At 64.2% G+C, this 21,983-nt stretch carries 21 protein-coding genes; 11 read left to right on the top strand and 10 right to left on the bottom strand.

All coding sequences use genetic code 11. The features are described 5' to 3' along the window. Positions 1-117: 117 nt before the first annotated feature. From AC0L3O_RS29985 to AC0L3O_RS29975, 3 genes are all read left to right on the top strand, one after another. Positions 118-1,125 (top strand): iron ABC transporter substrate-binding protein, encoded by a 1,008-nt coding sequence (locus AC0L3O_RS29985; RefSeq protein WP_473617420.1) that lies wholly within the window; start codon positions 118-120, stop codon positions 1,123-1,125. A 151-nt stretch (positions 1,126-1,276) separates the two neighbouring features. After that, complete coding sequence (locus AC0L3O_RS29980) at positions 1,277-2,863, top strand: ABC transporter permease (RefSeq protein WP_419694864.1); 1,587 nt, start codon at positions 1,277-1,279, stop codon at positions 2,861-2,863. Continuing rightward, positions 2,860-3,942 carry an ABC transporter ATP-binding protein gene (locus AC0L3O_RS29975; RefSeq protein ID WP_128176056.1) on the top strand — a complete coding sequence of 361 codons (1,083 nt, stop codon included), beginning with the start codon at positions 2,860-2,862 and terminating at the stop codon, positions 3,940-3,942. The genes AC0L3O_RS29980 and AC0L3O_RS29975 overlap by 4 nt, the downstream gene beginning before the upstream one ends. 48 nt (positions 3,943-3,990) lie before the next feature. Here AC0L3O_RS29975 and ugpC read toward each other — a convergent pair whose 3' ends face one another. The 5 genes from ugpC to tlpA form a co-directional block, all read right to left on the bottom strand. Further along, complete coding sequence (ugpC, locus tag AC0L3O_RS29970; RefSeq protein WP_473617419.1) at positions 3,991-5,058, bottom strand: sn-glycerol-3-phosphate ABC transporter ATP-binding protein UgpC; 1,068 nt, start codon at positions 5,056-5,058, stop codon at positions 3,991-3,993. A 7-nt stretch (positions 5,059-5,065) separates the two neighbouring features. Further along, the gene (gene ugpE / locus AC0L3O_RS29965) at positions 5,066-5,914 is read right to left on the bottom strand and encodes a sn-glycerol-3-phosphate ABC transporter permease UgpE (protein ID WP_023797226.1); all 849 of its coding nucleotides are present in this window, start codon (positions 5,912-5,914) and stop codon (positions 5,066-5,068) included. A gap of 8 nt (positions 5,915-5,922) precedes the next feature. Continuing rightward, the gene (gene ugpA, locus AC0L3O_RS29960; RefSeq protein ID WP_128176137.1) at positions 5,923-6,807 is read right to left on the bottom strand and encodes a sn-glycerol-3-phosphate ABC transporter permease UgpA; all 885 of its coding nucleotides are present in this window, start codon (positions 6,805-6,807) and stop codon (positions 5,923-5,925) included. An 83-nt stretch (positions 6,808-6,890) separates the two neighbouring features. Then, positions 6,891-8,201, bottom strand: coding sequence for a sn-glycerol-3-phosphate ABC transporter substrate-binding protein UgpB (gene ugpB / locus AC0L3O_RS29955; RefSeq protein ID WP_473536217.1), 1,311 nt, complete (start codon positions 8,199-8,201; stop codon positions 6,891-6,893). Positions 8,202-8,441: 240 nt separating this feature from the next. After that, positions 8,442-9,128 carry a thiol:disulfide interchange protein TlpA gene (tlpA, locus tag AC0L3O_RS29950; RefSeq protein ID WP_473536216.1) on the bottom strand — a complete coding sequence of 229 codons (687 nt, stop codon included), beginning with the start codon at positions 9,126-9,128 and terminating at the stop codon, positions 8,442-8,444. Positions 9,129-9,162: 34 nt separating this feature from the next. Between tlpA and argH the strand changes: the two genes are divergently transcribed. The 3 genes from argH (at position 9,163) to lysA (ending at position 12,159) form a co-directional block, all read left to right on the top strand. Continuing rightward, positions 9,163-10,563 carry an argininosuccinate lyase gene (argH, locus tag AC0L3O_RS29945; RefSeq protein ID WP_287238192.1) on the top strand — a complete coding sequence of 467 codons (1,401 nt, stop codon included), beginning with the start codon at positions 9,163-9,165 and terminating at the stop codon, positions 10,561-10,563. Positions 10,564-10,631: 68 nt separating this feature from the next. After that, positions 10,632-10,838 carry a hypothetical protein gene (locus tag AC0L3O_RS29940; RefSeq protein WP_023797221.1) on the top strand — a complete coding sequence of 69 codons (207 nt, stop codon included), beginning with the start codon at positions 10,632-10,634 and terminating at the stop codon, positions 10,836-10,838. Positions 10,839-10,890: 52 nt separating this feature from the next. Continuing rightward, the gene (gene lysA, locus AC0L3O_RS29935; protein ID WP_128246099.1) at positions 10,891-12,159 is read left to right on the top strand and encodes a diaminopimelate decarboxylase; all 1,269 of its coding nucleotides are present in this window, start codon (positions 10,891-10,893) and stop codon (positions 12,157-12,159) included. Between the two features lie 75 nt (positions 12,160-12,234). Here the strand turns inward: lysA and AC0L3O_RS29930 are convergent, their stop codons facing one another. Further along, positions 12,235-12,537, bottom strand: a complete 303-nt coding sequence (locus AC0L3O_RS29930; protein WP_128246098.1) for an ArsR/SmtB family transcription factor — start codon at positions 12,535-12,537, stop codon at positions 12,235-12,237. 50 nt (positions 12,538-12,587) lie between these two features. Between AC0L3O_RS29930 and AC0L3O_RS29925 the strand changes: the two genes are divergently transcribed. Next, positions 12,588-13,529, top strand: a complete 942-nt coding sequence (locus AC0L3O_RS29925; protein WP_128246097.1) for a threonine/serine dehydratase — start codon at positions 12,588-12,590, stop codon at positions 13,527-13,529. 173 nt (positions 13,530-13,702) lie between these two features. Beyond that, positions 13,703-16,351: a TIGR02302 family protein gene (locus tag AC0L3O_RS29920; protein ID WP_287238193.1), complete on the top strand. Its 2,649-nt coding sequence runs from the start codon at positions 13,703-13,705 to the stop codon at positions 16,349-16,351. A 12-nt stretch (positions 16,352-16,363) separates the two neighbouring features. On the opposite strand, the gene AC0L3O_RS29915 is transcribed toward AC0L3O_RS29920, so the two are convergent. Then, positions 16,364-17,221: a LysR family transcriptional regulator gene (locus tag AC0L3O_RS29915; protein ID WP_473617417.1), complete on the bottom strand. Its 858-nt coding sequence runs from the start codon at positions 17,219-17,221 to the stop codon at positions 16,364-16,366. A gap of 311 nt (positions 17,222-17,532) precedes the next feature. Between AC0L3O_RS29915 and AC0L3O_RS29910 the strand changes: the two genes are divergently transcribed. After that, positions 17,533-18,483: a DMT family transporter gene (locus AC0L3O_RS29910; protein ID WP_023797216.1), complete on the top strand. Its 951-nt coding sequence runs from the start codon at positions 17,533-17,535 to the stop codon at positions 18,481-18,483. A gap of 12 nt (positions 18,484-18,495) precedes the next feature. Here the strand turns inward: AC0L3O_RS29910 and AC0L3O_RS29905 are convergent, their stop codons facing one another. From AC0L3O_RS29905 to AC0L3O_RS29895, 3 genes are all read right to left on the bottom strand, one after another. Then, positions 18,496-18,867 (bottom strand): response regulator, encoded by a 372-nt coding sequence (locus AC0L3O_RS29905; protein WP_027153386.1) that lies wholly within the window; start codon positions 18,865-18,867, stop codon positions 18,496-18,498. Positions 18,868-18,928: 61 nt separating this feature from the next. Further along, positions 18,929-19,471, bottom strand: a complete 543-nt coding sequence (hpt, locus tag AC0L3O_RS29900) for a hypoxanthine phosphoribosyltransferase (RefSeq protein WP_473617416.1) — start codon at positions 19,469-19,471, stop codon at positions 18,929-18,931. A gap of 27 nt (positions 19,472-19,498) precedes the next feature. Next, positions 19,499-20,146, bottom strand: a complete 648-nt coding sequence (locus tag AC0L3O_RS29895; protein ID WP_473536212.1) for a hypothetical protein — start codon at positions 20,144-20,146, stop codon at positions 19,499-19,501. Positions 20,147-20,340: 194 nt separating this feature from the next. Here AC0L3O_RS29895 and ftsE point away from each other — a divergent pair, with 194 nt between their 5' ends. Then, positions 20,341-21,000 (top strand): cell division ATP-binding protein FtsE, encoded by a 660-nt coding sequence (ftsE, locus tag AC0L3O_RS29890; RefSeq protein ID WP_023797212.1) that lies wholly within the window; start codon positions 20,341-20,343, stop codon positions 20,998-21,000. Beyond that, entirely contained in the window at positions 20,993-21,979 is a 987-nt protein-coding gene (locus tag AC0L3O_RS29885; RefSeq protein ID WP_473536211.1) for a cell division protein FtsX, read from the top strand. Before ftsE ends, AC0L3O_RS29885 begins: the two co-directional genes overlap by 8 nt. Positions 21,980-21,983 lie beyond the last annotated feature (4 nt).

The raw sequence follows: 21,983 nt of genomic DNA, 5'->3' as shown, positions 1-21,983 counted from the left end.
AAGGTTTCACCTCCGGCGCCCGATTACGCAGCTCACCAATCTTGACTACCCCGATCAGGAATTGATAGTGCAGCCATGCTAAATCAAAGACCATCGAGATCGAGCGGGATGACGTCCATGAAACATGCTCTTTCCGTCCTTGCCGGAGCCACAGCACTTGCAATCAGCCTGGTCGCCAGCCCGGTTATGGCCCAGGACAGCGGCATCGTCGTCTACAATGCCCAGCATGAGAGCCTGACCAATGCCTGGGTGGAAGGTTTCACCAAGGAAACCGGCATCAAGGTCACCGTTCGCCACGGCGGCGACAGCGATTTTTCCAACCAGATCGTTGCCGAAGGCGCCGCCTCGCCGGCCGACGTGTTCCTGACGGAAAACTCACCCGCCATGGTGCTGGTCGAGTCATCAGGCCTGTTCGCGCCGGTCGACGCCGACACGCTGGCGCAGATTCCCAAGGAGTACCAGCCGGCCAGCGGCAAGTGGGTGGGCATCGCCGCGCGCAGCACCGTCTTTGCTTACAACAAGACCAAGCTGACCGCCGAGCAGTTGCCCAAGTCGCTGCTTGAACTCGCCGATCCGAGCTGGAAGGGACGCTGGGCCGCTTCGCCGTCCGGCGCCGATTTCCAGGCGATCGTCAGCGCACTTTTGCAGCTCAAGGGTGAGGCCGCAACGGCCGACTGGCTGAAGGCGATGAAGGCGAACTTCACCGCCTACAAAGGCAACAGCACGGTGATGAAGGCGGTCAATGCCGGCGAGGTCGATGGCGGCGTGATCTATCACTATTATTACTACGGCGACCAGGCCAAGACCGGCGAGAACAGCAGCAACGTCGGGCTGCACTATTTCAAGAACCAGGACCCGGGCGCCTTCGTCTCGGTTTGCGGAGGGGGCGTGCTGGCCTCCAGCAAGCACCCGAAGGAAGCCCAGGCCTTCCTGAAATGGGTGACCGGCAAGGGTGGTCAGGACGTGCTGAAGACCGGCAATTCCTTTGAATACGCGGTTGGCAAGGGTGCGGAGTCCAATCCGGCGCTGGTGCCGCTGGCCGATCTGCAGGCGCCGAAGGTCGACGCGACGACGCTGAACTCCAGGAAGGTGACCGACCTGATGACGGCAGCCGGCTTGCTTTAGTTCGCGTTCGTCCTAAAACGGCAGCCGACTGCGCTTCCTGCGGGAATTTCGAGGTGGCATTCGTCCATGACGACAAGCTGCATTTTTGGCCGTGTTTGCGGCTCTGCGACCGTTTCCGCCAGCGGGCGGCAACGGCTCGGCGTCTGAGCTGATGCTGCCTGCGGCCGACCTTGCACGTTCAGGCTTGCCGACCGGCATGGTGGCTGTGCATTGGAGGCGCCGGCGGCCGATATCCTGGATTTCGCTCGCCGCCATCCTGGTCTCACTGTTCTCGCTGCTGCCGCTCGCCTTCATCATCTGGATTGCCGTGCAGACCGGCTGGGACACCGTATCGGCACTGGTCTTCCGGCCACGTGTTGGCGAGCTCCTGGTCAACACCCTGCTTTTGGTGGTGCTGGCGGTGCCGATCTGCATCGTGCTCTCGGTGGCGCTGGCCTGGCTGACCGAACGCAGCAGCCTTCCCGGTGCACGCCTGTGGGCCTGGCTGTCGGTGGCGCCGCTCGCCATCCCCGCCTTCGTCCACAGCTACGCCTGGATCACCCTGGTGCCGGGACTGCACGGGCTGTGGGCCGGCGTCCTGGTTTCAGTCGTCGCCTATTTCCCGTTCCTCTATCTGCCGGTGGCGGCAGCCTTGCGCCGGCTCGATCCTGCTCTCGAAGACGCCGCGGCAGCCGTCGGCCTCGGGCCATGGCGCGTGTTCCGGCGGGTCGTGCTGCCGCAGCTCAGGCTCGCCGTTTGCGGCGGCTCGCTGCTGGTCGGCCTGCATCTCCTGGCCGAGTACGGCCTCTACGTGTTCATCCGCTTCGATACCTTCACCACCGCGATCGTCGACCAGTTCCAGTCGACCTTCAACGGCCCCGCCGCCAACATGCTGGCTGCGGTGCTGGTGACATGCTGTTTCGTGCTGCTCGGGATCGAAGTGCTGGTGCGCGGCGAGGAGCGCTATGCCCGCGTCGGCTCGGGCGCCGCGCGGCAGCAGCAACGCACAAGGCTCGGCCGCGCCACCATCCCGTGCTTGGCTCTGCCCGTTGTCACCGCGCTGCTGGCGCTCGGCGTGCCGTTCGTCACCATCGGCCGCTGGCTTGTGGCCGGCGGCGCCGATGTCTGGCGCCTCGATGAGATCGGCCTGGCGCTCGGCCAGACCCTGTTCCTGGCGCTCGCCGGCGCCCTGCTCGCCACTATCGCCGCCATGCCGATGGCCTGGATTTCGATCCGGGCACCGGGGCCGCTGCAGCGCCTTCTGGAGGGCTGCAACTACATCGTCGGCTCGCTGCCCGGCGTCGTCGTGGCGTTGGCGCTGGTCACCATCACGGTGCGCATCGCGCTGCCGCTCTATCAGACCCTGTTCACGATCCTCGTTGCCTATGCGCTGATGTTCCTGCCGCGCGCCCTGATCAGCCTGCGAGCATCGATCGCGCAGGCACCGGTCGAGCTCGAGCGCGCCGCCGCCAGTCTCGGCCGGCCACCGCTCAGGGCGCTGTGGTCGACGACGATCCGCCTGTCGGCGCCGGGTGCCGCGGCGGGCATGGCGCTGGTGGCGCTCGGCATCATGAACGAATTGACCGCCACGCAGATGCTGGCGCCCAACGGCACCCGCACGCTGGCGATGGCGTTCTGGGCCCACAGCGGCGAGATCGACTATGCGTCCGCCGCACCTTACGCGCTCATCATGGTGGCGATGTCGCTGCCGCTGACCTGGCTGCTCTACGTCCAGTCGAAGCGGATGGCCGGGCGATGAGCTTCCTCGAACTCACCGATGTGCACAAGCACTACGGCCCGGTGGCCGCACTGGCCGGCGTCGACCTCAGCGTGGCCAGCGGCAGCCGCACGGCGATCGTCGGACCGTCAGGCTGCGGCAAGACGACCCTGCTGCGGTTGATCGCCGGCTTCGAAGCGCCGGACCAGGGTCGCATCGTGCTCGACGGCGAGGTGCTGGCCAATGGCGACGCCGCGGTGCCGGCATATCGGCGCGGCATCGGCGTGGTGGCGCAGGACGGCGCCCTGTTCCCGCATCTGAGCATCGCCGCCAATATCGGTTTCGGCATGCGGCATCACGAGGACAAGCGCAGCGAGCGTATCGCCGAGCTCGCCTATATCGTCGGGCTCGACAAGGCGATCCTGAAACGGCGGCCGCACGAGCTCTCAGGCGGCCAGCAGCAGCGTGTGGCGTTGGCCCGCGCCATGGCCATGAAGCCGCGGCTGATGCTGCTCGACGAGCCGTTCTCGGCGCTCGACACCGGCCTGCGCGCCTCGATGCGCAAGGCGGTGGCCGAGCTTCTGGAGACCGCCGGCATCACCACGATCCTGGTCACGCACGACCAGGCCGAGGCGCTGTCCTTTGCCAGCCAGGTCGCGGTGATGCGCGACGGCAAATTCTCGCAGGTCGGCACGCCGCGCGAGCTTTATCTCAAGCCGAAGGACCGGATGGTCGCCGAATTCCTCGGCGACGCCATCATCCTGCCGGCCAGGATCGCGGACGGCTTCGCCAGCTCGCCGCTCGGCCGCATCGCCGTCGACAGCACCGAGCGGCGCGATCTCGTCCGCATCATGCTGCGGCCGGAACAGGTGCTTTTGAAACGGACATCGCGCGAAGGCATGTCGGGCACGCCGGACATGCTGTTCGGCGAGGTCACGGAATCCGAATTCGCCGGCTCGATGTGCACCATCGCGGTGCGGCTCTTGAACAGTCCCGATCCGCCGGACGCAGCCGCGATCGGCAACACGCCACTGGTCCTGCGCAAGCCGGGCATGGACACACCGACGGTTGGCGAGATCGTCCGGCTGACGGTGTCGGGCAAGGCGCATGTGTTCGCCTGAACGGTCTTGCGTCTGGCGCGGTTCGCCGGTCAGGCCGACAGGCCAGCTTCAATCGACCCGCTTGCCGGCCTGATCGAACCAGTGCAGCTTTTCGGACTTGGCCACGACACGCAACTGGTCGCCGGGCTTTGCGGTGGCGCGCCCTGAGACGCGCACGATGATACGGCTGCCGGCTGCGGCGCAGTGAAGAAAGCTTTCGGCCCCGACCGGCTCGACCGCTTCGACTGCCGCCGGCAGGACGAGCGCACCGGGCAGCGCCTCCGCATTGAGGGTGACGTCGGCATCTTCAGGGCGAAACCCCAGCGTCACGGCTTGCGTTCCGGGAGCCGCAAAGCCGATCGCGGTGCCGTCAGCCAGTATCGGGCCTGAGGAACTTCCGGTCAGCGCCAGGAGGTTCATCGGCGGCGCGCCGATGAAGGAAGCGACGAAGATCGACGCCGGCTTTTCGTAGATGTCGAGCGGCGCGCCCGTTTGCTCGACCAGCCCGGCGTTCATGACAACAAGGATGTCGGCCAGCGTCATCGCCTCGAGCTGGTCGTGGGTGACATAGACCGAGGTGACGCCGAGCGTGCGCTGCAAGTTCTTGATCTCGACCCGCATCTGCCCGCGCAATTTGGCATCGAGATTGCTGAGCGGCTCGTCGAACAGGAAGACCTTCGGATTGCGCACGATGGCGCGGCCCATGGCGACACGCTGGCGTTGACCGCCGGAAAGCTCGCGAGGCCGCCGGTCGAGCAGCGCCGAAAGCTCCAGCACCTTGGCGGTCGAACGCACCCTGCTGTCGATCTCGTCCTTCGGCGTGCCGCGATTGCGCAGGCCATAGGCCATGTTGTCATAGACTTTCATATGCGGGTAAAGCGCGTAGTTCTGGAACACCATGGCGATGTCGCGCTCGGTCGGGCCGATGGCGTTGACCACTTTGCCGTCGATGGCGACCGTACCGGCGGAAATGGTCTCCAACCCGGCGATCATCCTCAGCAGCGTCGACTTGCCGCAGCCGGATGGGCCGACCAGCACGCAAAGCTCCTTGCCGGGAATGGCGATGGAGACCCCCTTCACGGCTTCGACGCCGCTGGGATAGACCTTCTTCACGTCCTTCAGATCGACGGTCGCCATCAGCTTCTCACTTTTCGGATTCGACCAGGCCGCGCACGAACCAGCGTTGCATCAGCACCACCACCAGGATCGGCGGCACGATGGCCAGCATCGCCGTGACCATGACCAGGTGCCATTCGGTATCGGCATCGGCAAAGGAAACCATCTTTCTCAACGCGATGACGATGGTGTTCATGTCGTTGCTGTTGGTGACCAGCAGCGGCCAAAGATACTGCGTCCAGCCGTAGATGAAGAGGATCACGAACAGCGCCGCGATATTGGTGCGCGACAATGGCAACAGGATATCGAAGAAGAAGCGCCATGGCCCGGCGCCGTCGACGCGCGCCGCCTCGACCAATTCGCCCGGTATGGTCATGAAGAACTGGCGGAACAGCAGCGTCGCGGTGGCCGAGGCGATCAGCGGGATAATCAGGCCGGCATAGGTGTCGATCATGCCGAGATCGACCATTACCTTGTAGGTCGGAAGGATGCGCACTTCCACCGGAAGCATCAAGGTGATGAAGATCAGCCAGAAGAAGGTCATGCGCAGGGGAAAGCGGAAGAACACGATCGCGTAGGCCGACAGGATCGAGATGCAGATCTTTCCCACCGCAACGCCGAGCGCCATGATCGTGGTGTTGAGGAGCAGTTGGCCGACGCTGACACCGCCGATGCGGCCAATGCCGCCGAACAGCGCCTCGCTGTAGTTGTTCCAGAGCTGGCCGCCGGGCAAGAGCGGCAGCGGCGGCCTGAGGATGGTTTGCAGCGTGTGCGTCGAGGCAACGAACGTGTAGTAGATCGGGAAAGCCACGATCAATATGCCGAGGATCAGCACGGCATGGGCGATGAAGGTGCGGAGCGGAGACTGGCCGATCATCGCTGCCCTCAGCCGTAATGGACTTTGCGTTCCACGTAGCGGAACTGGATAGCGGTGAGCGCAATGACGATTGCCATCAGGATGACCGACTGCGCCGCCGAGTCGCCCAGGATCAGATTGACGAAGCCGTCATTGTAGACCTTGTAGACCAGCGTCTCGGTCGCCTTGCCCGGCCCGCCGCCGGTGACGGCATGAACGATGCCGAACGTATCGAACAGGGCATAGACGGTGTTGACGACCAGCAGGAAAAAGGTGGTCGGCGCGAGCAGCGGGAAGACGATGGTCCAGAAGCGCTTGGTCTCGCCGGCGCCGTCCATGGCCGCCGCCTCGATTAGCGTTTTCGGCACTGCCTGCAGACCGGCGACGAAGAACAGGAAATTGTAACTGATCTGCTTCCAGGCAGCCGCCGACACCAGCAGGATCATGGCGTGGGTGCCGTTGAGCAGCGGGTCCCAGGCGATGCCGAGGCTTCGCAGCAAATAGGCCAACGAGCCGATTGAAGGATTGAACAGAAAAAGCCACAGCATGCCGGCAATCGCCGGCGCCACGGCATAGGGCCAAATCAACAGGGTGCGGTAGAGGCCTTTGCCGCGCACCGCCTTCTCGGCCATGACCGCAAGCAGCAGGGCCACGCACATCGCGACGATCGCGGTCGCAAGCGAGAACACCACGGTGACCTTGATCGAATTGAGGTAGGCAGGATCGGCCAGCACCTTGCGGAAATTGGCAAACCAGACAAACCTGGTCCTCAGCCCGAACGGATCCTGTCTGAGCATCGACTGGTAAAGCGCCTGACCGGCCGGCCAGTAGAAGAAAACCAGTGTTATGGCGAGTTGTGGCGCCACCAGCAGGTAGGGCAGGATCTTGTTGGGAAAGACGACGCGGGGAGACAGGCTGATTTCCTTCGCTATCTCGGGGACGCCCACGCGAACTCGCGTGGGCGATATTCAAACCGACACCAACCGAGATAATCTCGTCAGTTCTCCAGCGCTTCCTTGATTGCGGCGTTGCCGCGCGTAACCGCGTTGTCAAGCGCCTGCTGAGCGGTTTGCTGGCCGGCCAGCATCTTCTCGAACTCCTCGTTCTGGATATCGCGCACCTGCGGCAGGTTCGGCAGGCGCACGCCCTTCGAGTTGTCGGTCGGCGCCTTGCCAGTCATTTGCAGGATGGGTGTCTCACGGCCGGGGTTCTTGTCATAGAAGCCCGATTTCTTGGTCGCCTCGTAGGCAGCAAGCGTCACCGGCAGGTATCCTGACTTCTGGTGCAGATATTCCTGCACATCGGTCTTGGACAGGTAGGCGAAGAACGCCGCGACACCCTTGTATTGCTCGTCCGACTTGGCGCCGAACACCCACAGGCTGGCGCCGCCCGGCGTGGTGTTCTGCGGTGCGCCCTTGGCGTCGCTGTCGTAGGGAAGCTGGCCGATGCCGTAGTTCATGCCGGACTTGACGATGTCGCCGAGGCCGCCCGACGATTCGGTGAAGATGCCGCATTCGCCGGCGAGGAAGATCTGCTTGGCTTCGGAGGTGCGCCCGCCATATTTGAAGGTGCCGTCCTTGGCGAGATCCGCGAGCGCCTGGAAGTGGTTGACAAAAATCGGCGCGTTGATCTTGAGTTCGACATCGCCGCCGGCCAGGCCGTTCTGCTGGGTCGCCCACGACACATCATTCCACGCCGCGAAATTCTCCAGATGGATCCAGGTCAGCCAGGTCGAGGTATAGCCACAAGGGGCGGCGCCGCTCGTCTTGATCTTCTTGGCGGCTTCCCACACCTCGTTCCAGGTCTTGGGCGGATTGTTCACGTCGAGGGCGGCCTTCTGGAAGATATCCTTGTTGTAGTAAAGGATCGGCGAGGAGGAGTTGTAGGGGAAGGACAGCATGGTGCCGTCCGGCTTCGAATAATAGCCGACGATACCGGGCAGATACTGGCTCTTGTCGAAGGTCATCCCGGCACCGGTCATCACCTCGGCCACCGGCTTGATCGCGCCCTCGGCCGCCATCATCACGCCGGTGCCGACGTCGAACACCTGGAGGATATCGGGCGCCTGGCCGGCGCGGAAGGCGGCGATGCCGGCATTCAGCGTCTCCGGATAGGTGCCCTTGAACACCGGAACCAGTTCATAGTCGCTCTGGCTGGCGTTGAAATCCTTGGAGATCTTGCCGACGACCTCGGCGTTGGCGCCGGTCATGGCGTGCCACCAGCTGATCTGCGTGACGGCGAAGGCGGATGTGGTGGAAAGCAGGGTCAAGGTGGCGGCGACACCGGCCGCGAAGCCGAAGAACTTCATGTTTCATCTCCCGTTTGTCATTGGCGAAAGGGGCACTCTCGCAATGCCAATATGTGCCGCCCGTGACAATTGGACAACGGTTTTGTTGCAGGCCGATGAACTTGATTTCCACTTAAAGTGGCGTGCGCTTCGAGATGAGAGCCGATGGAAAGCAATTGAAAAGCCGGCTTACCAATCGAACAACGACGACGACCGGCAATCGTCGGCGCCTCCTAAAGAGCGCACTTTGCGCGACATGCATTAGTCCGACTTGCCGAGCGCCGTCTCGACCAGCCGCTTGGCGTCGGGGCTCGACCATTCTGCCGGGCCGTTCATGTGGGCAATCAGGCAGCCTTCACCGTCGATCAGCATGGTGACCGGCAGGCCGAGCGCCAGGCCGCGTGTCTTGAGATCGTTGAACAGCGCCATCGTCGAATCGCGGTAGTAGCCGAGCGCCTCGACGCCGGTCTCCTCGAGGAACTTCTTCGGCTTGCTGTCGTCGCCGGCATCGACATTGACCGCGACGACCTCGAAGGCATCGCTGCCCATTTCGTTCTGCAGCGCGTCGAGCGCCGGCATTTCGGCGCGGCAGGGCGCGCACCATGTCGCCCACAGATTGAGCAGCACCGTCTTGCCGGCATGGTCGGCGAGCGTCATCGGCTTGCCGTCGGGGCTGTTGAAGGCAAGGCCCTTCAGCGATTGCGGCGGATCGGCCGGCAAAAGTGCTGCAACCTGGCCGGTGGCAGCCGCCGCGACCGTCTTGGCGCGGTCGGCCTTGGCGGCGCAGGCGACATCGTCCTTGCTGTCGCCAACCGCGACTTGAGCGGGGGCGTTGTTGCCAGAACCGCTTTCGCTGACATATACCGCGACCGCGCCGGCCAGCACGCCTGCCACCAAAGCGGCGAGGATGAGGCGCGGGGCCGGGAAAAATCGATTGCCGTCTGCCATTTTTTAAAACTGCTCCGGAGCACGGGTTATAGCGATGAGCGACAAGAAGGCCAGCAACCAGATGTGGGGCGGACGTTTTGCCTCGGGTCCGGCCGCGATCATGGAAGCGATCAACGCGTCGATCTCGTTCGACCGCAAACTCTACGCGCAGGACATCAGAGGCTCGATCGCCCACAGCGAGATGCTGGCGCAAACCGGCATTATTTCGGCGGCCGACCAAGAAAAAATCGCTCACGGGCTGAACACGATCCTGGCAGAGATCGAAGCCGGCACGTTCGAGTTCTCGACCAGGCTGGAAGACATCCACATGAATGTCGAGGCCCGCCTTGCCGAGCTGATCGGCCCGGCTGCCGGCCGCCTGCATACCGCCCGTTCGCGCAACGACCAGGTGGCGGTCGATCTCAGGCTATGGGTCAAGGACGAGTGCTTTCGCGTCGCCGAGGCGCTGAAGGGTCTGATCACGGCGTTCCTGGAGCGGGCCGAGGAGCATGCGGCAACGGTGATGCCGGGCTTCACCCACATGCAGGCGGCTCAGCCGGTAACCTTCGGCCATCACTGCATGGCCTATGTCGAGATGTTCTCGCGCGACCTGTCGCGTGTTCGCGACGCTATCGAACGGATGGACGAAAGCCCGCTCGGTGCGGCCGCGCTTGCCGGCACCAGCTTTCCGATCGACCGGCACCAGACGGCCAGGGCGCTCGGCTTCCGTGAGCCGATGCGCAATTCCCTAGACAGCGTTTCGGACCGCGATTTCGCGCTCGAGTTTTTGGGGCTGGCGGCGATCTGCGCGACGCATCTGTCGCGGCTGGCCGAAGAAATCATCATCTGGTCGACGCCGCAATTCGGCTTCGTCAGGCTGTCGGACTCATTCTCCACCGGCTCCTCGATCATGCCGCAGAAGAAGAACCCCGACGCCGCCGAGCTGGTGCGCGGCAAGACCGGCCGCGTCACCGGCCATCTGGTCGGCCTGCTGACTGTCATGAAGGGCATGCCGCTGACCTACGGCAAGGACATGCAGGAAGACAAGGAATCCGTGTTCGACGTCGCCGAGACGCTCGACCTGATGCTGGCGGCGATGACCGGCATGGTGCGCGACATGACGGTGAATGCCGCCGCCATGAAGAAGGCCGCCGGGTCAGGCTATGCGACCGCGACCGATCTCGCCGACTGGCTGGTGCGCAGCCTCGGTCTGCCGTTCCGCGAGGCGCACCACGTCACCGGCCGCGCCGTGGCGCTGGCCGAAGCAAGGAAGATCGGGCTCGACAGGCTGCCGCTGGAAGACTTGCAGTCCATTCACCCCGGCATCACGGCGGACGTGTTTTCGGTGCTCGCCGTGCAGAATTCGGTAAAGAGCCGCACGAGCTTCGGCGGCACCGCGCCGTCGGAAGTGAGGAAGCAGATCCGCTACTGGAAAAAGCACATCGGCAGGGCGTGATTGCCGGGGTGCAATGCCGGATAAACTCGGCTAAAAGCGGCGGGCAAAAGTTTCGGACGGATGGATCAATGACCGCAAGCAGGATTTTGGTGACGCTGACGCTGCTGGCGGCGCTGGCGACCGTTACGGCGTGCGGCAGGAAAGCCGGGCTCGACACGCCGTATGAGGCGGCCGTGCAGGCACGCAAGGACGCACAAAAGGCCGAGCAGCCGGTGCCGCCGGAGCCGGAAAAACCGGTCGAGGACAAAAAATTCATTCTCGATCCGTTGATCTAGAGCCGATGAGATCGGCCGATCTCATCGTGCTCCAACTTCCGGAACCACTCTCGTGAACCATTTCGACTACCGCGACGGCGTGCTGCATGCCGAGGACGTGGCGATATCAGAGATCGCCGCAAGCGTCGGCACGCCGTTCTATTGCTATTCGACGGCGACGCTGACCAGGCATTTCCGCGTGTTTGCGCAGGCCTTTGCCGGGCTCGACGCGCTGGTCTGCTACGCCATGAAGGCGAATTCCAACCAGGCGGTGCTAAAAATCCTGGCAAAACTCGGCGCCGGCGCCGACGTGGTCTCGGAAGGCGAATTGCGACGCGCGCTGGCCGCCGGCATTCCAGCCAGCAAGATCCTGTTTTCCGGCGTTGGCAAGACCGCGCGCGAAATGGATTTTGCGCTCTCGGCCGGCATTTTGTGCTTCAACGTCGAATCCGAGCCGGAACTTGAATTGCTGTCGGCCCGCACCACGGCGCTGGGTAAGGTCGCGTCGATCTCGCTGCGCATCAATCCGGATGTCGACGCCAAGACCCACAAGAAGATCTCCACCGGCAGGGCCGAGAACAAGTTCGGCATTCCCTGGCAGAAGGCGCGAAAGGTCTATGCCCGCGCAGCTGAGCTGCCTGGCATCAAGGTCACCGGCATCGACACTCATATCGGCAGCCAGATCACCGAGTTGCAGCCCTTCGACGACGCCTTTGCGCTGCTGGTGGAGTTGGTCGGCGTGCTGCGCGCCGACGGGCACGCCATCGAGCATATCGACCTCGGCGGCGGCCTCGGCATTCCCTACCGCGTCGACAACAGCCCGCCTCCCCTGCCGGACGCTTATGCTCAGATCGTCAAGAAGCACGTCGCCAAGCTCGGGCTGAAGGTGATGTTCGAGCCGGGCCGGCTGATATCAGGCAATGCCGGCATCCTGGTCTCCCAGGTGATCTTCGTGAAGGAGGGCGACGCCAGGAATTTCCTGGTCGTCGACGCCGCGATGAATGATCTGATCCGGCCGACGCTCTATGACGCCTTCCATGACATCAAGCCGGTGGTGCAGCAGCCGGCCGCGGCGCCGCGCATGACGGTCGACGTGGTCGGCCCGGTCTGCGAGACCGGCGATTATCTCGGCCTCGACCGCGACCTGCCGCGGCTGAAGGCCGGCGACCTGATCGCCGTCGCCACCGCCGGCGCCTATGGCGCGGTGCAGGCCGGCACCTACAACACCAGGCCGCTGGTGCCTGAAGTGCTGGTCGACGGCGACCGTTTCCATGTCGTGCGCCGGCGCCAGACCTATGACGAGCTGATCGGCCTGGATTCGCTGCCCGATTGGCTTGAATAGACCCATGATCCCGAAAAAGTGAGAACCGGTTTTCGGAAAGGATCATGGTCAAACAAGAATAGATCGTCTGCGGCGCTACAGCCGGTGCTGAATCAGCGCCCTGGTCTCGGCGATCCTGCCTTCGTCGCGGCGATAGAACGTCCACTGCTTGATACGCTTGCTGCGCAGAAGGCCAGCCTGGGTCAGCACCCGCATATGCTCGCTGAGCGTCGCCTGGGTAATCCCCAGCTTTTCCGCAATCAGCAGCGCGCAGACGCCGTCCTCGACCAGATCGCCATCGGTCTGCGGCGTAAAATGCGCGCGCGGATCCTTCAGCCAATCGAGGATTTGCAGCCTGCGCTCGTTGGCGATCGCCTTGAAGACATCAACCTCTTGCATTTAGTCATTTTGCTAAGTTACTAAGTGATGTCAACCCTTGGGAGCAGACCATGCTGAACGGCAATAGCATCACCCGCGAACGCATCGCCGCAATGGAGCCGCGCATCCGGCCCTTCGTGCGCCACACGCCGGTGCTGCGCGTCGACATGGCCGATTTCGGCCGCCCGCCTCTTAGCGTCGACCTGAAGCTCGAATGCCTGCAGCATTCCGGCTCGTTCAAGGCGCGCGGCGCCTTCACCAATCTTCTCGAGCGGCCGGTTCCCGAGGCTGGCGTCGTCGCGGCATCGGGCGGCAATCATGGTGCCGCGGTCGCCTACGCCGCCATGCGGCTTGGCCACAAGGCAACCATCTTCGTTCCCGAAGTGAGCCCGCCGGCCAAGCTGGAACGCATCCGCGGCTATGGCGCCGAATTGGTCGTCGGTGGCGCACGCTATGCCGAAGCGCTGGCCGCCAGCGAAGACTTTGCCGAAAGGTCCGGCGCGCTGCAGATCCATGCGTTCAACCAGGAGGAAACGCTGATCGGGCAAGGCACGCTCGGCCTTGAGATCGAGACCGACCTGCCTGAACTCGACACGCTGCTGGTCGCCGTAGGCGGCGGCGGCCTGATCGGCGGCATCGCCGCCTGGTTTGCCGGCCGCATCAGGATCATTGCCGTCGAGCCGGAGGGCGCGCCGACGCTTCATCGCGCCTTCGAGGCCGGCCGGCCCGTCGATGCGCCGACTGAGGGCATCGCCGCCGATTCGCTGGCGCCGAAGCGCGTCGGCGAAATGATGTTTCCGATCGCCGAGGCCTTCGTCGAGCGTTCCATACTGGTCAGCGACGACGAGATCATCGCCGCGCAGACGGCTCTTTGGGACCGGGTGCGAATCATCTCCGAGCCGGGCGGCGCCGCGGCCTTCGCGGCGATCCTGTCGGGCCGCTACGCGCCGGCTGCGGGCGAGCGTGTCGCCGTGCTGGTCTGCGGTGCAAACGCCAATCCGGCTAAATTCTGACGATAGCGGGGGCAGTCCTGTTCACGTTTTAGGGAACTGCCTCGCCTTCGCCGTGTTTCTTGGTATGTTTGGAGCGACGTGCATCTAAGACTTTGAGTCCTTCGCATCCGATTTTCGGGCCGGTGCGATAGATTTGTGAGGTTCGGGTTATCCCGCCCGAACAGGAAGGGCCGATGACGCAACGACCCACCATCACCAGCGATCGCAGCCTGGCCGGGCGCCTTGCCGTGAGCCGGCTGGCGACGCGGGTCTCGATGACGGTCGAGCGTGGCTGGCCGTTGCTGCTTCCACTCGTCATCGTCGCCAGCCTGTTCCTCAGCGTCTCGTGGCTCGGCCTCTTCCTTCTGCTTCCCGACATGGCGCGTATCGGTCTTGTGGCTGTGTTCGCCATCGCAGCCCTTGTCGCGCTCTATCCCCTGCGTTTCTTCCGGGTGCCGTCCAGTGCCGAGATCGATCGGCGAATCGAGGCGGCCAACTTATTGCTGCACAGCCCGGTGCTGGTGCAGACCGACCGGCCGAGCGGCAGGGAAAGCATTTTTTCGCAAGCGCTGTGGCGCGAGCACCAGAAACGCATGGCCGAAAAACTCGGCAACCTCGGTGGCGACCTGCCACGCACCCGGGTGCCGGAGCGCGACCCGTGGGGGCTGCGCGCCGTGGCGGCGCTTGTGTTGGTCACCGCTTTCGCCTTCTCGTTCGGACCGTCGGGCGGCCGCATCGCGGACGGGTTCAGTGCCCACGCGGCGCGCGACGCCGTGCCGCCGCGCATCGACGCCTGGGTGACGCCGCCGGCCTACACCGGCAGGGCACCGGTCTTCCTCACTTCCCCAGCCTTCGCCAACCCGGCCCTCGCCAGCAATGACAATCAGGCTGCGTCCACCTTCACCGTTCCGGAAGGCAGCGATGTCTCGCTGCGCGTCACCGGCGGCTCGGGCGAGGAAACGCTGAGCTATGCCGACGCCGACGGCAACGCCCGCACCATCGAGCCGGCCGGGCAGCAGGCCGACGCGGCCAAGCCGGCGGCGGCAACGCCCTCCACAGCAACGCCCTCCACGGTGCGCCAGTTCACCGGCAAGCTGACGGCCAACGGCACGCTGACACTGAACTCGGGCGGCGACGAACTCGGCAGCTGGGCCTTCGCGGTGATCCCGGACAAGCCGCCACAAATCCGCTTCGTCGGCGAGCCGAAACGCGCCGTCAACGGCTCCTTCGAACTCAACTACCAGATCGACGACGACTATGGCGCGGCCTCCGCCAAGGCGGATTTCGTATTGGCCGACCCACCGGCGCCGAATGCGCATCCGCTCTATGGCCCGCCCGAAATGCCGCTGACGCTGCCGCGCCGCGGCGTCAAGGGGAATGCCGCCAAGACCACGAAGGACCTGACCGAGCATGTCTGGGCCGGCGGCGACATCAAGCTCAGGCTTGTCGCCACCGACGATGCCGGCCATACGGCAACCAGCGAAACCAGGACCCTGGTGATGCCGGAGCGGCCATTCTCCAATCCGCTGGCCAGGGCCGTGATCGAGCAGCGCCGCGCGCTGGCGCTCGACGCCAACGCCAAGAGCCGCGTGCTCGACCTGATGGATGCGATCACGCTCAGGCCCGAAGACACGTTCGACAATATGGCGCACTACCTCGCCATCATGAGCGCCCGCACCCGGCTGAAGATGGCCGACAACGACGACAAATTGCGCGACGAAGTCGCCTATCTCTGGGAGATCGCGCTCGGCATCGAGGAAGGCAATCTTTCGGACGCCGAGCGGCGGCTGCGCCAGGCGCAGCAGGCGTTGCAGGACGCGATCAAGAACGGCGCCAGCGACGAGGAAATCGACAAGGCGATGAAGGAACTGCGCGAGGCGATGAACCAATTCCTGCAGGAATTCGCCCAGCGTGCGCAGCAGAATCCAAACGCGCCGCAGATGCAGCAGAACGGCCAGGAGCTGCGCCAGAGTGATATCGAACGGATGATGGACCAGATCGAGAATCTGGCGAAGTCCGGCGATCGCGACAGCGCGCAGCAATTGCTTTCGCAACTGCAGGACATGATGAACAACCTGCAGGCCGGACGTCAGCAGCAGGGTGGCCAGCAGAACAGCGAAATGCGCCAGCAGATGGACAAGCTCGGCGAGATCATGCGGCGCCAGCAGGAGATGATGAACGAAACCTTCCGCATGGACCAGATGCAGCGCGGCCAGCAACAGCGTGGGCAGAACCGAGACGAGCAGCTCGGCGAGAACGGCGAGCAGGGCCAAATGGGCGAACAGGGCGAGCAGCCCGGCCCAGGCGAAGACCGCGATCCGCTCGGCCGGCCGAAGCCGATGACGCCGGAGGAATTCGCCGACGCGCTGAAGCAGTTGCAGGAAGGCCAGGGCAAACTGCAAAGCGAGCTCGACCAGTTGAGAAAGGGTCTCGAAGGTATGGGGCTCGAGCCCAATGAGGGATTTGGCGAGGCCGGCAAATCCATGGGCGATGCCGAACAGGCGCTTGGCGACAGCGATGGCGATCAGGCGGTCGGTCACCAGGGCCGCGCGCTGGAGGCGTTGCGCAAGGGCGCCAAGGACATGATGAAGCAATTGCAGGCCATGCAGGGCGACGAGGGCGACGGCCAGCGCGGCGGCCGCCAGCAGAATGCCGACCGCGATCCGCTCGGCCGGCCACGCGCCACCGAGGGTCCAGATTTCGGCGATTCGGTGAAGGTGCCGGACGAGATCGACGTGCAGCGCGCCCGCCAGATCCTCGACGCGATCCGCAAGCGGCTCGGCAACGCGCTCAGCCCCGATATCGAGCGCAGCTATCTGGAGCGGCTGCTGGAGTTGAAGTAAAGCCGGCCTGCTCTAACGGTTGGTGAACGCCTCGCGGATCGCCTCTTCCATGCTGACGATGGCCTCGCCGGAAGCGTTCGGATTGCGCCGCAGCACCACGTTCGAGGAATCGATGTCGCCGAATCCGTCGGCGGCGGTAAGCTCGCGGCAGCCGGCCGGGATGTTGCTGCGCGAGATCGGCGCAATCGCCAGCCCGGAGGTGACGGCAAGCCGCAGGCCGCCATTGGTATCGCTGGTATAGGCGACACGATAGGCGAGACCACGCTGTTCCAGCGACTTGATCGCAAAATCCTTGCACCAGCCGGCGCGATTGTAGAGCGCGATCGGCACCGGCCGCTCCTCATGCATATGGTGCAGCTCCGACGTCACCCACACGGTCGGATCATGCATCAGCACCGCACCGCCGGAGAGGTCCTGCCATTCGAACACCACCGCCAGATCGAGCTCGCCGGCGGCGAGCGCCGCGATCTGCGCACCGGAATGCGCGTAGCGGACGGTGATGTCGACCTGAGGATGGCGCTTGGCAAAGGCGCCGAGAGCGCGCGACAGGATCGCGTGGCCATATTCCTCCGGAATGCCGATGCGCACCGGTCCGCCAAGCGGCGTCGCGACCATCCATGCCGCCGTCTCGTCCAGCAGCGACACGATGCGGCGGGCGTTGACGATGAGTTCGCCGCCGCGGCGCGTCAGCGCCACACCCCGCGAGCCGCGCTCGAACAGGCTGTCGCCGACCATATCTTCGAGCTTCTTCATCTGCATCGAAACCGCCGACTGGGTACGGCCGGCCTGCACCGCAGCCTTGGTGAAATTGCCGGCGTCGGCGACCGCGACGAAGGTGCGCAGCAGATCGCTGTCGAGCGTGGGCTTCATTTGTCCGCCATAAGAAAATCTGATCGCTGGCATCATTCCAATTCGTTTGCAACATGTCAAACGGCGGATAATAGTCGCTTCACCCATTGGATATGCGGCTGCGAAATCGGCTGCGGACCAAAAAGTCCTCACTCGTACCCGCTGCCCGAAATGGTGGCGGGTTCTTTTTGATGCAGGTCGCCCAAAAGCATGTCCTCGGGCCTGACCCTGGGCCTGACCCGAGGGTGCGAAGCGGTTTTGGGCGATATGCATAAAACAAAGTTACGCGGGCCCGGCTCTCGGGCCGCGCACGCAAGGAGCCGTCGAACGACATGCAGAACCGGATCGTCCTCGGCATGGCAAGCCTTTGCCTCGGCGTTCTGGTGTTCTCGCTCCAGGATCCGCTGATCAAGGCCGTATCGGGCACCTATCCGGTGACCGAGGTGATGGCGATCCGCTCGATCGTCGCCCTGCCCATTCTTCTCGTGCTGGTTCATGCCGATGTCGGGCTCAGGGCGATCTTTTCGAAGCGGTTTCGCATGCTGACGATGCGCGCCTTGATCCTGTTCACCTCCTACACGCTCTACTACCTGGCGATCGCCGCCCTGCCGCTTGCCGACGCGGTGGCGCTCTATTTCATGGCACCGCTGTTCATCATGGCGCTTGCCGGCCCCTATCTCGGCGAACGGGTAGCGGGGCAGACGCTGGTCACCGTCATGGTCGGCATGCTCGGCGTGCTGGTGATGCTGCGACCCGGCGCCGGGCTGTTCGACTGGGCGGCGCTGCTGTCGCTGGCCTCGGCGGTGCTGTACGGTTTTTCGCAGTTGATGGCCCGCAAGATCGGCGACACCGAATCATCCACGGTCATGGCGTTCTATCAAAACGGCGTCTATCTCCTGGGCGCTGCAGCGGTCGCCGGGCTGTTCTGGCTGGCAGGAATAGCTCATGCCACGCATCCGAGCCTCGAATTCCTGGTCAGGCCATGGATCTGGCCGACGTCAATCGACTTCCTGACGATGGCCGCCTGCGGCGTCGTGGCTTCGGCCGGGATGATCTTGTTGTCGCAGGCCTACCGGCTGGCGCCGGCCAACGGCGTCGCCACCTTCGAATACACCGGCATCATCTGGTCGCCGCTGTGGGGCTTCCTGTTCTTTGCGGAAGTGCCGCGATCGACCACCGTCATCGGCGCCGCCCTCATCATCGGCGCCGGTCTGTTCGCGCTCAACGCCAGCCGGCGCCGGAGCAGCGCGCCGGCAATCGCAGCGACCTGCGATCCGGCCTGACCGCGCGGAATCTTAAGCAAAACAGGCGAGCGCCTGTTCGACGCGCGCGCGGATTTCGGCCAGCGTGAACGGCTTCTGCACGACGTCCACAATGACGCCGTTCAATTCCTCGGCGCGCTCGCGCTGGTCGGCATAGCCGGTCATCAGCAAGATCTTCATCGCCGGGAAAAGCGATGCAGCCGCCTTGGCCATTTGGATGCCGTCCATCTCCGGCATCCGGATATCCGAGACGACAAGGTCGTAGCCGCCACGTGCAGCGCGGATCAGGGCAAGCCCTTGCGCGCCGTCGGCGGCGATGTCGATCATATGCCCGGCGCGTTCGAGCGCGCGAGCGGCGAGGGTGCGGACGGACTCATCGTCCTCAACGATCAGGAGCTTTGCCATAGCCGAATGTTGGCGTGGAAAAGTTGACTTTTCCTGAACCGCAACCGCATCGAAGATAAATCTAGGCGTCGCCCTTTACGACGCCGACAAACGGCAGTTCGCGAAAGGCGTGGGCCACATCCATGCCGTAGCCGACGACGAAATAGTCGGGGCAGTCGAAGCCGACATAGTCGGCGTTGAGCGTGGTCTGGCGGCGCATGCGCTTGTCGAGCAGCACGGCGATGGCGCAGCTTTTGGCGCCGCGCGACAGCATCAGGTCGCGGGTGAAGGACAGCGTCTTGCCGGATTCGAGGATGTCGTCGATCAACAGCACGTCTCGGCCGGCGACCTCATTGTCGATGTCGCGCAGCACCCTCACCTCGCCGCTGGTGGTGCCGGCGCCGTAGCTGGAGATGAAGATGAACTCGACCTCCGGCGACAGGCCGACATCGTGCATGGCGCGGATGAGGTCGGCGGCGAAGATGAACGATCCCTTCAGCACCGAAATCACCAGTAGGTTGTGATAGTCGTGCCCGGCGATCTCCTTGGCGAGCTCCAGATTGCGGCGGGCGATCGCCGACGCCGAAAACAGGACCTCGATATCCTTGCCGCGCACAATTGGCATTGGCTGCCCTTCCAGAAATGATCGCCGCTAATTGGCGAAGGTGACCGAGACGGTCTTGACCCCGTTTCTAGGCACGTCGAGCCGGCTGGAAAAGCCAAATCTTTCGCCGGGCGCCAGCGAACGGTTAAATGTCGCCAGCCTATAACGGGTTGTGCGCCTGTCATTGCCGGTGACCCGGACTTCCAGCGGTGGCAATGGCGACGGGCTGGCGCCGTCATTCGCGGCCTCGCCACCGACGAACAGGACAGGTTGCGGCCCGGACGCATCGATACGCGACGTAACGCCTGAAATGGTCAGGGCAGCGCCCGCTTGTCGCGCCGCCAGAAGAAGCGGCGTCTGGCGCACCAGCGCGTGCCCGCCCGAGATCCAGAAGGCTGCAAACGCGGCACTGAGGCCGGCGATCCAGAAGATCGGCCCGCCGCGCGACGCCCGCAGCCGTTCCATCGCCGCTACCGGCTTGCGCAGCATGTCCATGCCTTTGATCGATGGCGTGGTGATCACGCGCAAAAGCGGCGGTGAAACGCCCGTGCTGGCGGTTAAACGCGGCAGCACCTCGTAGTCGGCGTCGACGATGTCACCAGGCGGATCACGCATGATGCGTTCCGGCGCAGGATTTACGGCCGTATCGGTCATGATTTCGCCGGAAACCGGGCGCGCGGTTCGATCGTCAGCCATCGCGGCCTCAGCACTTCGCACTTGTTCGCTCTTCGTTTCTTATGCGTAAACGGAAATGGTTAACGTTTCCCCCGGAAACCCCTTGTGACGCGCCCAAAAAACCCCAAAATTAACCGCCGGTTAACCATGCCGGCCGATGGTCTTTTCTCAGAGAAGGCTGCCTCGTCGCCGCCGCAAGTTTCAGGTCGTCGAACGTGATCCGCTTCGAAAATGTCGGCCTCCGCTATGGCATGGGTCCGGAAATCCTCCGCGACATTTCCTTGCACATACCGGAGCGCTCCTTCCAGTTCCTGAGCGGCCCTTCGGGCGCCGGCAAGACGACGCTGCTGCGGCTTTTGTTCATGTCGCTCAAGCCGACGCGTGGGCTGATCACCATCTTCGGCAAAGACCGCTCGCGCATCTCGCGCGCCGAGCTGCCGCATCTGCGGCGGCGCATCGGCGTGGTGTTCCAGGACTTTCGCCTGCTCGACCACATGACGACCTATGAGAATGTGGCCTTGCCGCTGCGCGTGCGCGGGCGCGAGGAGGCCAGCTACCGCACCGATGTGACCGAGCTCTTGAAATGGGTCGGCCTTGGCGAGCGCATGCATGTGCTGCCGCCGGTGCTGTCGGGTGGCGAGAAGCAGCGCGCCGCAATCGCCAGGGCGCTGATCGAGCAGCCCGAAATCCTGCTTGCCGATGAGCCAACCGGGAATGTCGACCCGCCGCTGGCGCGACGCCTGTTGCGGCTGTTCATCGAACTCAACCGGCTGGGCACCGCCGTGGTGATCGCAACGCACGACCTCGGCCTGATGGAACAGGTCGACGCACGCCGCATGATCCTGTCCGGCGGAAGGCTGGATATCTATGACTGACCTTTCCGCTCGCCATGTCGAAGACCAACACGCTGACAGGGCTGGGACGCAGCGCGTTCAGCGCAAGATGGCGCCGATCGTGCCCGCCCAGAACATCGCCGGCCGGGCGCTGGTCCTGGTGATCGCCATCATGACATTCCTCTCCTGCCTGACCTTCGGCGCGGTGACGCTGGTGCGCGACACCGCCTCGGTCTGGGAGAACCAGATCTCACGCGAGGCGACGATCCAGATCAAGCCGATGGACGGCCTCGACATCGAGGCAGCACTTGCCCAGGCCTCGCAGATCGCCGGCGAATTCTCTGGCGTGAAGAGCGCCAGGATCGTCGACCGCGATGCCACGGCGCGGCTTTTGGAACCCTGGCTGGGTTCGGGTCTCAACATCGACGAGCTGCCGGTGCCGCGTCTGATCATCGTCACCATAGACGAGACCAACCCTCCCGATTTCGCCGCAATGCGCGCCGCGATCACGCCGAAACTGCCCAGTGCCTCGCTTGACGACCATCGCACCTGGGTCGACCGGCTGGTCGCCATGGCCCGCACCACGGTGACCATCGGCATCGCCGTGTTGGCGCTGATGCTGGCGGCAACCGTGCTGACCGTGGTGTTCGCGACGCGCGGCGCCATGGCCGGCAACGGCCACATCATCGAGGTGCTGCATTTCGTCGGCGCCGAAGCGCGCTTTATCGCGCGCGAATTCCGCCACCACTTTCTCGTCACCGGCATGAAGGGCGCCGCCGCCGGGGGTGCGGCGGCGGTGTTCGTCTTCATCGTCTTCTCGTGGTGGTCGTCGCGAAACATGGCGACGCCGCAGGCCGATCAGGCGACCGCCCTGTTCGGCAATTTCGCCATCGGTTCGGCGGGCTATCTCGGCGTTGTTCTCATGGTGCTGGTCATCGGTGCGCTGACGGCGGCAACCTCCCATGTCACCGTCGTCACCTATCTCAGCGACATCGATGTCCGCCAGCCGGACGCAGGGTGATCAC

It is taken from the genome of Mesorhizobium sp. WSM4810 (assembly GCF_055811235.1).
The sequence above is the reverse complement of the archived record's forward strand: the minus strand, read 5'-3'. Positions and strand labels throughout refer to the sequence as shown.

Excerpts from the sequence above, each read along its gene's own strand:
- AC0L3O_RS29985 (WP_473617420.1), top strand. The coding sequence starts at position 118 with ATGAAACATGCTCTTTCCGTCCTTGCCGGAGCCACAGCACTTGCAATC.
- AC0L3O_RS29980 (WP_419694864.1), top strand. The coding sequence starts at position 1,277 with ATGCTGCCTGCGGCCGACCTTGCACGTTCAGGCTTGCCGACCGGCATG.
- AC0L3O_RS29975 (WP_128176056.1), top strand. The coding sequence starts at position 2,860 with ATGAGCTTCCTCGAACTCACCGATGTGCACAAGCACTACGGCCCGGTG.
- ugpC (WP_473617419.1), bottom strand. The coding sequence starts at position 5,058 with ATGGCGACCGTCGATCTGAAGGACGTGAAGAAGGTCTATCCCAGCGGC.
- ugpE (WP_023797226.1), bottom strand. The coding sequence starts at position 5,914 with ATGATCGGCCAGTCTCCGCTCCGCACCTTCATCGCCCATGCCGTGCTG.
- ugpB (WP_473536217.1), bottom strand. The coding sequence starts at position 8,201 with ATGAAGTTCTTCGGCTTCGCGGCCGGTGTCGCCGCCACCTTGACCCTG.
- tlpA (WP_473536216.1), bottom strand. The coding sequence starts at position 9,128 with ATGGCAGACGGCAATCGATTTTTCCCGGCCCCGCGCCTCATCCTCGCC.
- argH (WP_287238192.1), top strand. The coding sequence starts at position 9,163 with ATGAGCGACAAGAAGGCCAGCAACCAGATGTGGGGCGGACGTTTTGCC.
- AC0L3O_RS29940 (WP_023797221.1), top strand. The coding sequence starts at position 10,632 with ATGACCGCAAGCAGGATTTTGGTGACGCTGACGCTGCTGGCGGCGCTG.
- AC0L3O_RS29930 (WP_128246098.1), bottom strand. The coding sequence starts at position 12,537 with ATGCAAGAGGTTGATGTCTTCAAGGCGATCGCCAACGAGCGCAGGCTG.
- AC0L3O_RS29925 (WP_128246097.1), top strand. The coding sequence starts at position 12,588 with ATGCTGAACGGCAATAGCATCACCCGCGAACGCATCGCCGCAATGGAG.
- AC0L3O_RS29920 (WP_287238193.1), top strand. The coding sequence starts at position 13,703 with ATGACGCAACGACCCACCATCACCAGCGATCGCAGCCTGGCCGGGCGC.
- AC0L3O_RS29915 (WP_473617417.1), bottom strand. The coding sequence starts at position 17,221 with ATGAAGCCCACGCTCGACAGCGATCTGCTGCGCACCTTCGTCGCGGTC.
- AC0L3O_RS29910 (WP_023797216.1), top strand. The coding sequence starts at position 17,533 with ATGCAGAACCGGATCGTCCTCGGCATGGCAAGCCTTTGCCTCGGCGTT.
- AC0L3O_RS29905 (WP_027153386.1), bottom strand. The coding sequence starts at position 18,867 with ATGGCAAAGCTCCTGATCGTTGAGGACGATGAGTCCGTCCGCACCCTC.
- hpt (WP_473617416.1), bottom strand. The coding sequence starts at position 19,471 with ATGCCAATTGTGCGCGGCAAGGATATCGAGGTCCTGTTTTCGGCGTCG.
- AC0L3O_RS29895 (WP_473536212.1), bottom strand. The coding sequence starts at position 20,146 with ATGGCTGACGATCGAACCGCGCGCCCGGTTTCCGGCGAAATCATGACC.
- AC0L3O_RS29885 (WP_473536211.1), top strand. The coding sequence starts at position 20,993 with ATGACTGACCTTTCCGCTCGCCATGTCGAAGACCAACACGCTGACAGG.